Source organism: Altererythrobacter sp. B11 (assembly GCF_003569745.1).
In the GTDB taxonomy this organism is placed as follows: domain Bacteria; phylum Pseudomonadota; class Alphaproteobacteria; order Sphingomonadales; family Sphingomonadaceae; genus Croceibacterium_C.
In genome coordinates this window covers 3192058-3206270 of record NZ_AP018498.1, presented here as the reverse complement: position 1 = coordinate 3206270, position 14213 = coordinate 3192058, and the positions used below count along the sequence as shown (strand labels likewise).

Genomic DNA, 14213 nt, shown 5'->3' with positions numbered 1-14213 from the left:
GTATGTAAACGGAGCTATCCCACTCGCGCAAGGCCGCTGCTGTCGATGTCCGATTCCCTCATCCGCTTCTCCCGCCGCCGCCTGATCGCGGGCTCCGCCGCGCTGGCGGCCGGCGCCTGCCTGCCGATGCCCGGCTGGGCGCGGGGCATGGCGCTGGCCGAGAAGGGCGGGGGCACGCTCTCGGGCGAGGATATAAGGCTGTCGATCGGGGAGGCGCATTTCGGCACCGGTGGCCGCTCCGGCCATGCGATCACGGTCAACGGCAGCGTGCCCGGCCCGCTGATCCGCCTGCGCGAAGGGCAGAATGTGCGGCTGCATGTCACCAACACGCTGGCGGTGGACAGTTCGATCCATTGGCACGGGGTGCTGGTGCCGTTCCGGCAGGACGGCGTGCCGGGGGTGAGCTTCCCCGGCATCCGCCCGGGCGAGACCTGGACCTATGAATTTCCCGTGCGGCAGGCGGGCACCTATTGGTGGCACAGCCATTCGGGCCTGCAGGAACAGCAGGGGCTCTATGGTCCGCTGGTGATCGACCCCGCCGAAGGCCCGGCGCATGCGGTGGACCGCGAATATGTGCTGCTGCTGAGCGAGTTCACCCCGCTGCATCCGCATGACATCATGCGCAAGCTGAAGCTGGGCGAAGGCTATTTCAACTACCAGAAGCAGACCGCGCTGAGCGGGGATATGCCCGCCGCGGAGCGGGCGCGCTGGGGCCGCATGCGGATGGACCCGCGCGACGTGTCGGACGTGACCGGCGCCACCTATACCTTCCTCGTCAACGGCCACGGTCCGCAGGACGGGCTGGAACTGCTGTTCAACCCCGGCGAACGTGTGCGGCTGCGCGTCATCAACGGCAGCGCGATGACCTTCTTCAACCTGCGCATCCCCGGCGTGCCGCTCACCGTGGTGCAGGCGGACGGGCAGGATGTCGATCCCGTGGTGGTGGACGAATTGCAGATGGGCGTGGCCGAAACCTACGACCTGCTGATCGAGCCGGGCGAGGGCGCCCACGCGATCGTGGCGGAGGCGATGGACCGTTCCGGCATGGGACTGGCTACGCTGACCAGCCGCAGCGGCGCGCGCGCCACCCCGCCGCCGCTGCGCGATCCGGTGACGCTGACCATGGCCGATATGGGCATGGGCAAGATGCAGGGAATGGACCATGCCGCCATGGGCCATTCCATGCGCGACAAGGCCAGCGTGCCCCCGCAGGTGGAGGTCGGGCCGGGCGTGGACATGATCGCCCCCATGCCGGTGGACCGGATGGATTTCCCCGGCCTCGGCCTCGACACTGTGAGCCACCGCGTGCTGCGCTACACCGATCTGCGCGCGGCCCGGCCCAATCCCCTACGCCCGCCGGAACGCAGCCTGCAGATCCACCTGACGGGCAATATGGAACGCTACATGTGGTCGTTCGACGGGAAGAAGTTCACCGCCGTCACCGACGATCCCATCCGCTTCGGCTTTGACGAGCGGGTGCGGGTGACGCTGGTGAACGACACGATGATGGCCCACCCGATCCATCTGCACGGCCATTTCTTCGAACTGGTCAATGGCGCGGAGCCCACCCGCCAGCCGCGCAAGCACACGCTGGTGGTGCAGCCGGGCGGGAAGGCGACGTTCGACCTCACCGCCGACGAGCCGGGGGACTGGGCCTTCCACTGCCACCTGCTCTGCCACATGCATGCGGGCATGATGCAGGTGGTGACCGTGCGCCCGCTGCCAGAGGAGGCGGCATGATGCGCGCGCTGCTGCCGCTGCTGCTCGCCGGGGCCGCCTTTCCCGCCGCCGCGCAGGATCATTCCACGCACCACACGGACCCGCCGCCCGCCAAGGCGGATCAGGACCATGAGGAAATGGACCACGGGACCATGGACCATTCCCAGATGGATCATGGCGAGGTGGACCACGGGGCGATGGACCATCCCCAGGCGGATCAGGATGCGATGGACTACTCGCAGATGGATCATGGCGCGATGGATCATTCGCAAATGGACCACGGCCAGATGGACCATTCGCAGATGGGCCATGCGATGCCGGAAGAGGGCGGTGCCGCCCCGCCGGCCTCCGGCCCGCCGCCCCGTGCCTTTACCGGGCCCGAGCATGCGGCCGACGGCACCTTCGGGACCGCGGCCATGGAGCCGGCGCGGGCGGAAATGGCACGCGAGAACGGCGGCTTTGCCACCACCACGCTGATGCTGGAACGGATGGAGGCGCAGCTGGGCAAGGGCCGCGACCTCTATCTGTGGGATGCGCAGGGCTGGACCGGGGGCGACACCGACAAGCTGTGGCTCAAGAGCGAGGGGGAGGGCGCCTTCTCCGGCGCGGTCGAGGATGCGGAGCTGCAGGCGCTGTGGAGCCATGCCATCGGCCCGTGGTTCGATCTGCAGACGGGCGTGCGCTACGATCTGGAGCCGGATTCGCGCGCCTATGCGGTACTCGGCGTGCAGGGCCTTGCGCCCTATCTGTTTGAACTGGACGCCGCCGCCTTCCTGTCCGACCGGGGCGATCTCACCGCGCGGGTGGAGGCGGAATATGACCAGCGCATCACCCAGCGCCTGATCCTGCAACCGCGCGTGGAAGCGACGCTGGCCGCGCAGGACGTGCCCGAAGCGGGGTTGGGCGCGGGCCTTTCCTCGGTGGAGGCGGGGCTGCGGCTGCGCTACGAAATCCGCCGCGAATTCGCCCCCTATGTGGGCGTGGAATATGCCGGAAAGTTCGGCGGCACGGCGGACTTCGCCCGCGCGGCGGGGGAAGACCCGCACCGCGCCAGGCTGCTACTGGGCCTGCGCGCCTGGTTCTGAGGCGCCGCGCGGCAGCACCAGCACTTCCACCCGCCGATCGGGCAGGAGATAGCGCGCGGCGGTCTGCGCCACATCGGCAGCGGTCAGCGCCGCCAGCCGCTGCTTGCCTTCGCTGAAGCGGGCGATCCGTTCCGGCTCCGTCTGCGCGCGGTCCACCAGCCCCAGCCAGCCGCCATTGGTCTTCAGCGCATTGTCATAGGCTTCCAGCATCGGCTGGCGGGCGCGCAGCAGCACGTCCGCATCCACCGGGGCGGCGGCGGTTTCCGCCACCGTCTCCAGCATGGCGTCGCGCGCCGCCTCCACCTGCGCCGTGTCGACCGAGGCGGAGAGGGTGAAGGTGCCATAGCCGGGATAGGCATCGGATTCGCTGGCCGAGACGCCGGGGGAATAGGTCTGGCCCAGCTCCTCGCGCAGCTTGTCGGTCAGTTCGATGCGCATCACCCGTTCGAGCAGTTCGAGCCGCAGGACTTCGGCGAAATCCTTGTCGTCCGTGGTCGGCCACACCATGCGCACGATCGCCTGATCGTCCGCCCCGTCATGCCGCACGATGCGCCGGCTGAAATCGGTGGTGAAGCCCCGCTGGCGCGCTTCGGCATAGGGGCGGAACTCCGCCTCGCGCGGGGGCAGGGCGCCCAGCGTGCGGGCCACCAGGTCGATCGCCCGCTGCTCGTCGAAATCGCCCACCAGCGCCAGCTCCAGCGCGCCGTGCTGCAAGCGGTCCCCTATGACCTCGCGCAGCTTGGCGAAGCTGAGGTCGAGATAGGCGTCGGCCGGCTGCAGCGTGAAGCGCGGATCATTGTCCGACAGGATGCCGCCCAGCGCATTGCCCAGCGCGTCTTCGGGCGTGGCCGTGGCGCGGGCGAAGAAATTGGCGATGTTGCGGCGATATTGCGCCTCGCCCTCCGGCCGGTAACCCGGATCGGTGATCGCGGCGGCGAGGAGATCGAGCTGCAATTCCAGATCGCGCGGGGTGGTGGTGGCCCCCATGCGGAAGCTGTCATCATCCGTGCTGATGGAAAAGCCCACACTGCGCCCGGCGAGGATGGATTGCAGATCGTCGATCGAATGCTTGCCCAGCCCGCCCAGCGGCAGCACGTCCGCCATCGCCGTGGCGAGGGGGGCCTGCCGGCTGTTCAGCATCTCCCCGCCGTCGATATTGAGCTGCACCGAAATGCGATCCTGCTGCAACTCGGTGCGCTTCAAATTGAGCTTGAGGCCGTTGGCGAAGGTGATCTCGCGGATGCCCAGCAGCGGTTCCGTGGTGTCGGACACCACGGTTCCCGCCGGGCCGAAATCGCCATAGGCGAAGTCGCCGAGCGTAGCCTCGCTCTCGGGCTGCAGCTGGGCGGCGAGGCCTTCGTTCCACGCCGCGCGGATGGCCTCTGCCCCGCCTTCGGGCGCGGTGCGGCCTTCGAAGCGGATCAGCGGATCGTCCAGCGGCACCAGCTCTTCCTTGAGCGAGGCGAGCACGCTCTCGGGCGTGATCTCCGGCTCATGCGCTTCGAACCGGGCGAGGGCGCTGGCGGGCGTGGTCGGCACCTGCCCATCCTCCAGCAGGGTGAGCACGGCGGTGACGAAGGCGGCATTGCTGCGCGTTTCGGCCCCGGTCGCGTTGTTTTCCAGCGCGGTGCGCAGATTGGCCACCTGCTCGGCCACTTCCGCCTCGGTAAAGCCGAACTCCATCGCCCGGCGATATTCCTCCTGCGCCGCGCGCAGGGCACGGCGCCACTCGCCATCGCCCGCATCCACGATTAGATTGGTGGAGCGGGCGGCCTTGAACAGGTCGCTGGTGCCCACGCCTGCGCCGCGAAACGGCGGATCTTCCGCCCGCGCCAGCCGCTGGAACCGCCGGTTGATGATCTGATAGCCGATCTGGCGGCGCACGTTCGCCTCGCGAAAGGCGGTGGTGTCGGGCTGTTCCTCATACGCGCCCACGCGCGAAACGGTGATCCGCTCCGCCAGAGCGGGATCGAGATAGATGTCGGTCTTCCCGCTGAGGGCAGGATCGACGGGGCCGGCGCTGGGCTGGGGAAGCGGGGCGGGGCCCTGCCAGCCGGCGAAGCGCGCGGTGATCGCCGCCTCCACCGCGTCGGGATCGAAATCGCCGATCACCACGATGGCGGTGTTTTCCGGGCGATAGATCCGCTGCCACAGCGCTCTCAGCCCGTCCGCCGTGGCGCCCTGCAGCGATCCCGCAGTGCCGATCGGCACCCGGTCGTTGGCGCGTGCGCCGGGGAAGAAGAATCTCAGGCTGTCCAGCGAACTGCGCAGTGCATAGGTATCGCGCACCCGCAGTTCGGACAGCACCACGCCGCGTTCGCGGTCCACCGCGGCGGGATCGAAGGTCAGCTCGCTCGCCACCTCGCGCATCAGCATCAGCGCCGTGTTCAGCAGCGCCGGATCGTTGCGCGGCAGGTCCAGCTTGTAGACCGTGGTGTCGAACCCGGTGGAGGCGTTGGTGTCTGCGCCGAAGGCCAGGCCTTCGCGCTCCAGCAGCTTCACCATGTCCCCTTCGGGCACGTGGGTGGAACCGTTGAAGGCCATATGCTCGATAAAATGGGCGAAGCCGCGCTCGTCATCGTGCTCGTCCAGCGAGCCGCCATGCACCCAGAACTGCACCAGCCCCTGACCGGCGGGGGTGGAATTTGGGCGGATGATATAGCGCATCCCGTTCGGCAGCGTGCCGAAGCGATAGGCGGGATCGGGCGGGAGGTCGCTGGCGGCGAACGGCCAGTTCGGACCCTGCGGCGGCTGGATGGCCGGAACGGCGGATTGCGGTGCGGAGGTGCGCGCCTGTTCCTGCGCCAGCGCGGGCGGGGCGAGAAGGAGGCTGGCGGCTAGGAGGAAGCGGAACATGAACCCCGCTTCCTGAAGCACTTATGCTGAACGGGCAATGGATTGCTGCGCTCCCGCCCCCCGGTCTGGGGAGCGGGAGGCGCAGCGGCCTTATTTCTTCGGCTTGGGCGCGTTGCGCAGCCTTGTGCGGTGGGCGGTGAGGTCCAGAACCTCGCCCGGGCCGCCATCGTCATTCTGCAGCAGGCCCAGCCGGCGGGCGACTTCCTGATAGGCTTCTTCCTCGCCCCCCAGGTCGCGGCGGAAGCGGTCCTTGTCCAGCTTTTCGCCCGTGGTCATGTCCCACAGCCGGCAATTGTCCGGGCTGATCTCGTCCGCCAGGATCACGCGGCTGTAATCGCCGTCCCACAGGCGGCCGAACTCCAGCTTGAAATCCACCAGCCGGATGTCGATCGCCGCGAACATGCCGCACATGAAATCGTTCACGCGGATGGCCATGGCGGAGATGTCCTGCATCTCCTCATTGCTGGCCCAGCCGAAGCACGCGATATGCTCTTCGGCCACCATCGGATCGTTCAGCTCGTCCGCCTTGTAGTAATATTCGATCAGCGTGTGGGGCAGCGGCTCCCCTTCCTCGATGCCGAGGCGCTTGGAGATCGAGCCGGCGGCGACATTGCGCACCACCACTTCCAGCGGGATGATTTCCACCTGCCGCACCAGCTGTTCGCGCATGTTCAGTCGGCGGATGAAATGGGTGGGGATGCCGATATGGGCCAGGCGCGTGAACACATGCTCGGAGATGCGATTGTTGATCACCCCCTTGCCGTTGATCGTGCCGGTCTTCTGCGCGTTGAAGGCGGTGGCATCATCCTTGAAATACTGGATGATCGTACCCGGCTCCGGCCCTTCGTAGAGGATCTTGGCCTTGCCTTCGTAGATCTGGCGGCGGCGTGACATAGCTGTGCGTCCTGCTCAAAAAACGGAGCCCCGGCGGTGCAAGGCCTCGCTTGGCGAATGGCGGTGCACGGAGCCGGGGCGTTTGCGGCCCCTATAAGGCGAAAGGGCGCCCAAGGCAATTGGCGGGGCTTGGGCAGGGCGGTCTCCTCCCGCCGGCACGGGGCAGCTCGGCGCAAGGGAATTGAAAGCAGCGGCGCGATATGGTTAACGCGGGCGCGCCGGCACCACCGGCAACAGCACAGGCAGACAGAGCCGGGAGGGGGCGGCGAGCGATGTCAGGGGCAGTGCGGACGCTTACCATTGCGGGCGCGGATATGGCGCGCCACCTGCGCGATCTCGCCGAATTGCGAATCGCTGTGTTCGCGGAATTTCCATATCTCTATCACGGCGATCTTGCCTACGAGCAGGAGTACCTGCGCGAATTCGCCGCCGCGCCGGGCAGCGCCCTGGTGGTGGCCTTCGATGGCCGCCGCGTGGTGGGTGCCGCCACCGCCTCCCCCATGATGGCGCAGAAGGAGGATTTCCGCGCCCCCTTCGAACTGCGCGGCTACAATACGCAGACGATGTATTATTTTGGCGAGAGCGTGCTGCTGGCGGAGTACCGCGGGCAGGGCCTGGGCCATGCCTTCTTCGACGGGCGAGAGGCGGCCGCGCGCGCCGCCGGCGCCACGCACGCCACCTTCGCCGCCGTCGTGCGAGCGGACGATCACTGGGCGCGACCGGACGATTATCGTCCGCTGGACGGATTCTGGCGCAGGCGCGGCTATGTGAAGGTGCCGGGCCTCACCACACAGTTTTCCTGGCGGGAATTGGGCGAGCGTGTGGAGAGCCCCAAGACGATGCAATACTGGATGGGCTCGCTGGCGGCCTGAGTGCCCCTCCGTGCCGGCGCAGTTGACGCGCTGCAGCACTGGCGCCATGCCCCGCGCCGGAAAAGAGACATGAGGGATCGGGGCATGCGCAACATCAGTTCCACGGCGGCGCTCGCCTGCGCGCTGGCCGCGCTGTCCGCCGCCGCGCCCGCCTGGGCGGAAGAGGCCGACGCACCGCTGCCGCAGGGCGAAATCCTCGTCACCGGCACGCTGATCCGCGGCATGGCGGAGGATGCGCCCGCGCCGGTGGAGGTGATCGATGCGGCGGAGCTGGCCGCGCAGGGATCGCCCTCCATCATCGACCTGACCAAGCGCCTCTCCGTCTCGGCCGGGGTGATCGGCGATTCCAGCCAGTTCGATCCGCGCAGCCAGTTCAACGAAGGCGCCGCATCGGTGAACCTGCGCGGCCTCGGCCCGCAGCGCACGCTGGTGCTGCTGAACGGCCGGCGCATGGTGGCGAGCGCGGCGGGCAATGTGCCGCTGGTGGATGTGAACCTGTTCCCCGCCGCCGCGATCGGCCGGATCGAGATCCTGAAGGATGGCGCCGCCGCAACCTATGGCTCCGATGCCATCGCCGGGGTGGTGAATGTCATCACCCGCACCGATCAGCAGGGCTTCCTCGCCTCGGGCGATTATCGCTACATCCGCGGGTCGGACGGGGACTGGAGCGGGGCGCTGTCCTGGGGCGGCTATCTCGGCCCGGCGCGAGTGTTCCTCTCCGCCGGCTATCAGCGGCGCAGCGAGTTGCAGGCGGGGGACCGCGATTTCATCCTCCGCCCCTATCCGGAGAACCCGCAGGGCGGCTGGTCCGGTGGCGGCAATCCGGGCAATTTCGATTTCGACGCGGCGCAGAACGGCATCGCCTTCACCGCGGACGAGGGGTGCGAGGCGGCGGGCGCCTTCCGCGGCGCGAACGACCTGTGCCTGTCCAACTACCTCGGCTTCACCAATCTGGTCGAGCCGGAGGAGCGTTATCAGCTGTTCGGCGATGTGGCCGTGCCGCTGGGCGAACGGCTCGATCTGCGCGTCACCGCGCTCTATGGCCGCACGGAGACGGAGCTGAACACCTCGCCCAGCTTCCTGCCGACCATATCGCCCTCGGGCGCGGCGGCCTTTGGCGGCACGGGTCTGTTCGTCATCCCATCCTACGCCCCGGCGCTGGCCGATTATTGCGCCCGCTACGGCGCGGCGGCGGGCTGCGCGGTGGACGGGGCGGGCACGCCGCAGCAGGGGGCGCTGGCCTATCCGGTGCGCTTCCGCCCCCTCCTGCTGTCCGGCAATCCGCTGTTCGACAACGACCGGCGCACGGCGCGGCTGATGCGCGATTCCGATGCCTATCAATTCACGGCCGAACTGCGCGCGGACCTCGGCCGCGGGCTGGAGCTGACCGGCGGCGCCACCTACAGCGAATATGACCGCTTCTTCGAAGTGGGGGACAGCTTCGTGGACCTGCTGCAGAATGCCCTTGCCGGCTTCGGCGGGCCGGACTGCGCCTATGCCTCCCCCGCCGCCCGCGCCGGCCTCTCGCCGGAACAGCTGGCGGCGGTGGCGGGAACGGGCGGCTGCAGCTGGTTCAATCCCTTCTCCACCGCCATCGACCGCAACATGCTGACGGGCACGGCCAATCCCAATTACGCCGGCAATGGCAGCGCCGTGCCGGGCCTCAGCACCGCGCCGGGGGAAGGGCTGGTCAACGATACGGCCACCATCGGCGAGTTCTACAATGTCTGGGGTCGCACCGCGAACACGCGGCAATGGGTGGGCGATCTGGTGCTCAGCGGCGGATCGGGCGTGATGCTGCCGGGCGGCGAAGTGCGCTTCGCCCTGGGCGGGCAATATCGCCGCGATCGCTATGCCCGCAGCTATGCCGGGGGCAACAATCTCGATCTCTATCCCTGCCCCGGTTCGGTGCTCGATCCCGATGCCGCCTGCTCGCCCGAAACCGGCGCGCTGGGCTTCATCGGCTCCAACCGCGATGTCGCCGTCTCGCGCGATGTCTGGGCCGGTTTCGCGGAGCTGCAACTGCCCGTCACCGAGCGGCTGCGGGCGCAGCTTTCCGCGCGGTTCGAGGATTATGGCGGGGCGGTCGGCTCCACCTTCGATCCGCAGCTGCGCCTCCGCTACGAAGCGACAGACTGGCTCACCCTGCGCGGCGGCGTTGGCACCACCTTCCGCGGCCCCCCGCCGGAAAACACCGCCGCCAATCTGGTGATCCTCACGCTGATCGGCGGGGCCTTCCGCGCGGTGGACATCCTCGCCAATCCCGATCTGGCGCCGGAAAGCGCCACCACCTGGAATGCCGGGCTGGTGATCGATCGCGGCGGCTTCAGCGCCAGCGTGGATTATTGGCGCTATGATTTCTCGGGCGCGATCGAAAGCGAGCCCGTCAGCGGCATCACCGCCGCCCTGTTCGGCGCCAGCGGCACCGCCCATTGCGGCGATCCCGCCTATGCCGCGTTGCAGGCGCGCTTCATCTTCTCGGGCGGGGTCTGCTCCGCCGCCAATGTGCAGCGGCTGGAAACCTATGCCTTCAACTCCGCCGATGTGACCACCAGCGGGGTGGACGCGCAGGCCGCCTATGATTTCGCCGCCGGCCCGGCGCAGCTGCAACTGGGCGCCTCGGGCAGCTATGTGATCGAATACAAGGTGGCCGATGTGCTGGTGGAAGGGCTGCCGGTGCAGGCCGCCTATGACGCGGCGGGCAAGCTCAACTACCAGACCACCGCCTATCCCATCCCGCGCCTGAAAGGGCAGGCATGGGTGCAGGGCAGGCTGGGCGATCACCTGCTGCGGCTGCAGCTCAACCATGTTTCCGGCTATACCGACCAGCGCACCGGCATCTTCGGCCCCGACGCCACGCTGGGCGGCGCCGCGGTGACGGCGGGCAAGCACATCGCCGCCTTCGACACGGTGGACCTCGCCTGGACCTGGTCGCTCCGCACCGGCACGCAGCTGTCGGCGGCGCTGTTCAACCTGTTCGACCGCGATCCGCCCTTCGCCCGGCTGGACCAGAACTTCGACCCCTTCACCGCCAGCCCGCTGGGCTTCACCGCACGGTTCGGGGTGAGCCAGGCGTTCTAGCCACCCTCGCGCGCGTCCTTCGACAGGCTCAGGACGAGCGGGGGGGGGGGGTAACATCGTAGGTTCGTCATCCCCGCGAAGGCGGGGATCCAGCGCGGGTTCGCGCGGGCCTCGGCTGGATTCCCGCCTGCGCGGGAATGACGAAAGTGGGTGGCGGAATGACGAGGGTGGAGGGTGGATTACGAGCCCGAAAAACCCCGCCCGCTCAGCCTGAGCCTGTCGAAGGCCACGCGCCAACGTCAGCCCTAGTGCAGGGTCTCCGGCGGAGTGCTGGCCTGAACGTCGGACCTGGTGCGGTCAATCACGCGGCTCAGCGTGGCGCGCTGGATCAGCACGCTGAACAGCACCGCGGCGAAGGTGGCGGCCAGCAGCAGGTCGCGCGTGGTGCCGCTGGGGATCGAGAGGGCGAGGGCGATGGAGATGCCGCCGCGCAGCCCGCCCCACCACAGGATGCCGAAGGAGCCGGAGCCGTGGCGGCGGGACGGGGGCAGCAGGCCGCGCAGCAGGCCGAGCGAGACGGCGCGGCCGAGCAGCGTCACCACGATGGCGGCAAGGCCCAGCAGCAGGTGCGGGCCGCCCGGCACCAGCGCCACCACTTCCAGCCCGATCAGCAGGAACAGCACCGAATTGAGCAGGTCGTCCACCAGCTCCCAGAACTTGATGACATAGTCGCGGGTTATGTCGCTCATGGCGTAGGTCACGCCCAGATTGCCGATCAGCAGCCCGGCCACCGCCATGGACAGCGGCCCGGAGACGTGGAGCGTGGAGCAAAGGGCATAGCCGCCCATCACCACCGCCAGGGTGATCAGCACCTCCAGCGCATATTCATCCATCGATCGCATGGCGCGAAAGCCGATCCAGCCCACGGCGAGGCCGACCAGAATGCCGCCGCCGGCTTCCACCAGGAACAGCTGCGCGCCTTCCCCCAGCGAGAAATCCTGCCCGGTGATCGCGGCGTCGAACAGGATGGTGAACACCACGATGCCCACGCCGTCGTTGAACAGGCTTTCCCCCGCCACCGTGGCCTGCAGCCCTTCGGGCACGCTCTCTTCCTTCAGCACGCCCAGCACGGACACCGGATCGGTGGGGGAAATCAGCGCGCCGAACACGAAGTACCAGATCGGCGCCACCGGCAGGGACAGCAGCATCCCCACGCCCCAAAGGGCCAAGCCGATCAGAATGGTGGAGATGATGACGCCCACGGTGGAGAGCAGCAGCACCGGCAGCCAGTCCTGCCGCAAGCGATCGAGATCGACATGCAGGGCGCCGGCGAACAGCAGGAAGCTGAGCATGCCCTGCAGCAGCGTCTGGCTGAAATCCAGCTGGTCCAGCAGGTTCGACACCCAGTCGTCGATCGTCACCATCGGCAGGAAGGCGTTTGCCATCAGCATGCCCACGGCGGCGAGCGCGCCCATCACGGTGAGGCCGATGACATGCGGCAGCTTGAGGAAATGGTGGTTGAACCAGCCGAGCACGGCGGAGGCGACCACCAGCAGGGCGGCCAGATCGAACGGGGTCAGAGCGCCGGAGCCTTCGTGCATCGGGGCAGGGTAGCGGGGCGGGGGCCGGGGGCCTAGCCCTTCGCTGCCTGTTGCCGCCTGTCGAACTCGGCGCGGGCCTGCTCGATCCGCGCCATGTTCGCTTCGGCCCATAGCCACACGCCGCAGAAGGCATTGCCCAGGCTCTGGCCGAGGTCGGTGAGGCGATATTCCACCTTGGGCGGCACCACCGGGTGCACCGTGCGCACCAGCAGGCCTTCCCGCTCCATCAGCCGCAGCGTCTGCGTCAGCATCTTCTGGCTGATATCGGGGACGTGCCGCGCGATCTGGGTGAAGCGCAGCTCGCCATGTTCATCCAGCACTTCCAGCACCAGCATGGTCCATTTGTCCGCGACATGGCCGATCAACTCGTTGACCAGCCGCTCCAGCCGGGGATCGACTTCGACGGGGGAGGGGGTTTCGGCGATCTCGCAGGCGCGGGCAATGGCGCTCTGGTCGAAGGGAAGCGTGCTCATCGTTGAAATTCCTGCGCTCTCTTTCGGGTAAGTATAATTCTTTCAGGTGCCTTCTTTCAACAATGCAGCACAGGCGCGATCTCTGCCGCACAGCAAAGGAGATGCATGATGAAACTCACCGGCAACACCATCCTCGTCACCGGCGGCGGATCGGGCATCGGGCAGGCGCTGGCGTGGCAATTTCACGATCGCGGCAATCGCGTGATCGTGGCGGGGCGCACGCAGGCGAGCCTCGACCGGACCATGGAGGGGCGCGACGGGATGGACTCGATCGTACTCGACGTGGCGGAGGATGCTTCGGTGGAAGCCTGCGCAGAGCGGCTGGCGCGGGATTATCCCGATCTCAATGTGGTGATCCACGCCGCCGGAATCATGGAACGGGCGGAGCTTGGCAGCGGTGGCGACATGGCCGTGGCGGAGCGGGTGGTGAACATCAATCTGCTCGGCACCATGCGCGTGGCGGAGGCGCTGGCGCCGCAGCTGGCGGGCAAGCCCGGCGCGGTCTTTTGCACCATGTCCAGCGGGCTGGCCTTCGCGCCGCTGCCCTCCACCCCGGCCTATAGCGCCAGCAAGGCGGGCGTGCACAATTACACGCTGTCGCTCCGCCACCGGCTGAAGGGCGCGGTGGAGGTGATCGAGATCGCGCCGCCGGCGGTGCGCACCGGCCTCACCCCGGGGCAGGAAACGCGGGAAGGCTACATGCCGCTCGATGCCTATATCGCGGAAACCATGGCCAATTTCGAAGACCTGCCGGCGTCGGGCGAGAATCTGGTCGGCAATGTCCTGCCGCTGCGCAATGCGGAGAAGGACGGGCGGATGGAGCAGATGCTGGAGATGCTCGGCCGGTTGTAAGCGCGATCAGGCGAGGAGCTGGCGCAGCGCCTCCAGTTCCTCGCCCCGGTCCTGCGCCGCGGCGCGATCGGTGAAGAAGCGGGCCAGCCCCTCCCAGATTTGCGCGGCGGCGGGATCCTCCGCCTCCAGGAAATCCGCGATGCCGGCCATCTCGCTGTCCCACCGATAGGCCTTGGGATACATGGCCGGGATCGCCTTGCGCTGGCGTTCCAGCAGCCAGCCGAGTGATTCCTCCATCTCCCGCCGCAGATCCTCCGCCGCCCCATGCCGCTGCGCCGCCAGCAGCATGGCGGTGGTGAGGCCGATGATGCCCTTGTTGATCCCGCCATAGCAGGTCTTCAGCGCGGCAGCGGCGCCGATCTCCCCCGCCAGCAGGCGGCAGTCCAGACCGTGCGCCCCAAGCAGCGCGGCGACCTCGCCCGCGCGGTCTCCGCACAGGTAGAGATGGGGGCCGGAATAGGTTTCCGAAGGCGGGCCGCCGATGATGCAGCCGTCCACGGCATGCCCACCCAATTGCACAACCTGTTCGCACAGGCCGCGCTTGGCTTGCGGGCTCAGTGCGTTGGCGTCGCAAAACAGCGGTGCATCCGGCCGCGCGAACAGCGGGGCGAGCTGCTCCACCACGCCTTCCGCCTGCGCCGGGGGCACGATGGAGAGGATGAGATCCGCCGCGCCCACCTCGTCCAGCGAGGCTTCCACCATGCCCGCGGCGGCCGCCCGGTCCCGCGTGGCGCGGCTGCGCCCTTCCAGCAGAGTGGGCACGGTGCAGCCACTGCTGGCGAGCCGCCAGCCGATGGCGGAGCCCATGGCGCCGGCGCCGATCACTGCGATGCTGGCCAT

At 68.3% G+C, this 14213-nt stretch carries 10 protein-coding genes; 5 read left to right on the top strand and 5 right to left on the bottom strand.

Annotated elements, in window-relative coordinates; genetic code table 11:
- The first annotated feature begins 45 nt into the window (after window positions 1-45).
- Window positions 46-1740 (top strand): copper resistance system multicopper oxidase, encoded by a 1695-nt coding sequence (locus tag AEB_RS15125; protein WP_119083877.1) that lies wholly within the window; start codon window positions 46-48, stop codon window positions 1738-1740.
- Entirely contained in the window at window positions 1737-2804 is a 1068-nt protein-coding gene (locus AEB_RS15120) for a copper resistance protein B (RefSeq protein WP_119083876.1), read from the top strand. The genes AEB_RS15125 and AEB_RS15120 overlap by 4 nt, the downstream gene beginning before the upstream one ends.
- Here AEB_RS15120 and AEB_RS15115 read toward each other — a convergent pair.
- Complete coding sequence (locus AEB_RS15115; protein ID WP_119084680.1) at window positions 2778-5660, bottom strand: M16 family metallopeptidase; 2883 nt, start codon at window positions 5658-5660, stop codon at window positions 2778-2780. The genes AEB_RS15120 and AEB_RS15115 overlap by 27 nt on opposite strands.
- Before the next feature lie 90 nt (window positions 5661-5750).
- Window positions 5751-6554, bottom strand: coding sequence for a phosphoribosylaminoimidazolesuccinocarboxamide synthase (gene purC / locus AEB_RS15110; protein WP_119083875.1), 804 nt, complete (start codon window positions 6552-6554; stop codon window positions 5751-5753).
- Window positions 6555-6826: 272 nt separating this feature from the next.
- On the opposite strand from purC, the gene AEB_RS15105 reads away from it, so the two are divergent.
- Both AEB_RS15105 and AEB_RS15100 read left to right on the top strand, forming a co-directional pair.
- The gene (locus tag AEB_RS15105; protein WP_119083874.1) at window positions 6827-7426 is read left to right on the top strand and encodes a GNAT family N-acetyltransferase; all 600 of its coding nucleotides are present in this window, start codon (window positions 6827-6829) and stop codon (window positions 7424-7426) included.
- Window positions 7427-7510: 84 nt separating this feature from the next.
- A complete protein-coding gene (locus AEB_RS15100; protein WP_172593123.1) occupies window positions 7511-10507 on the top strand; it encodes a TonB-dependent receptor plug domain-containing protein in 2997 nt (998 codons plus the stop codon).
- A 245-nt stretch (window positions 10508-10752) separates the two neighbouring features.
- Here AEB_RS15100 and AEB_RS15095 read toward each other — a convergent pair whose 3' ends face one another.
- Window positions 10753-12048, bottom strand: coding sequence for a cation:proton antiporter (locus tag AEB_RS15095; protein WP_119083872.1), 1296 nt, complete (start codon window positions 12046-12048; stop codon window positions 10753-10755).
- 32 nt (window positions 12049-12080) lie between these two features.
- Window positions 12081-12521, bottom strand: coding sequence for a winged helix-turn-helix transcriptional regulator (locus tag AEB_RS15090; RefSeq protein ID WP_119083871.1), 441 nt, complete (start codon window positions 12519-12521; stop codon window positions 12081-12083).
- Window positions 12522-12626: 105 nt separating this feature from the next.
- Here AEB_RS15090 and AEB_RS15085 point away from each other — a divergent pair, with 105 nt between their 5' ends.
- Window positions 12627-13373 carry an SDR family oxidoreductase gene (locus AEB_RS15085; RefSeq protein WP_331851744.1) on the top strand — a complete coding sequence of 249 codons (747 nt, stop codon included), beginning with the start codon at window positions 12627-12629 and terminating at the stop codon, window positions 13371-13373.
- A gap of 6 nt (window positions 13374-13379) precedes the next feature.
- Here the strand turns inward: AEB_RS15085 and AEB_RS15080 are convergent, their stop codons facing one another.
- The gene (locus AEB_RS15080; RefSeq protein ID WP_119083870.1) at window positions 13380-14213 is read right to left on the bottom strand and encodes an NAD(P)-dependent oxidoreductase; all 834 of its coding nucleotides are present in this window, start codon (window positions 14211-14213) and stop codon (window positions 13380-13382) included.

Excerpts from the sequence above, each read along its gene's own strand:
- AEB_RS15125 (WP_119083877.1), top strand. The coding sequence starts at position 46 with ATGTCCGATTCCCTCATCCGCTTCTCCCGCCGCCGCCTGATCGCGGGC.
- AEB_RS15120 (WP_119083876.1), top strand. The coding sequence starts at position 1,737 with ATGATGCGCGCGCTGCTGCCGCTGCTGCTCGCCGGGGCCGCCTTTCCC.
- AEB_RS15115 (WP_119084680.1), bottom strand. The coding sequence starts at position 5,660 with ATGTTCCGCTTCCTCCTAGCCGCCAGCCTCCTTCTCGCCCCGCCCGCG.
- purC (WP_119083875.1), bottom strand. The coding sequence starts at position 6,554 with ATGTCACGCCGCCGCCAGATCTACGAAGGCAAGGCCAAGATCCTCTAC.
- AEB_RS15105 (WP_119083874.1), top strand. The coding sequence starts at position 6,827 with ATGTCAGGGGCAGTGCGGACGCTTACCATTGCGGGCGCGGATATGGCG.
- AEB_RS15100 (WP_172593123.1), top strand. The coding sequence starts at position 7,511 with ATGCGCAACATCAGTTCCACGGCGGCGCTCGCCTGCGCGCTGGCCGCG.
- AEB_RS15095 (WP_119083872.1), bottom strand. The coding sequence starts at position 12,048 with ATGCACGAAGGCTCCGGCGCTCTGACCCCGTTCGATCTGGCCGCCCTG.
- AEB_RS15090 (WP_119083871.1), bottom strand. The coding sequence starts at position 12,521 with ATGAGCACGCTTCCCTTCGACCAGAGCGCCATTGCCCGCGCCTGCGAG.
- AEB_RS15085 (WP_331851744.1), top strand. The coding sequence starts at position 12,627 with ATGATGAAACTCACCGGCAACACCATCCTCGTCACCGGCGGCGGATCG.
- AEB_RS15080 (WP_119083870.1), bottom strand. The coding sequence starts at position 14,213 with ATGGCCAGCATCGCAGTGATCGGCGCCGGCGCCATGGGCTCCGCCATC.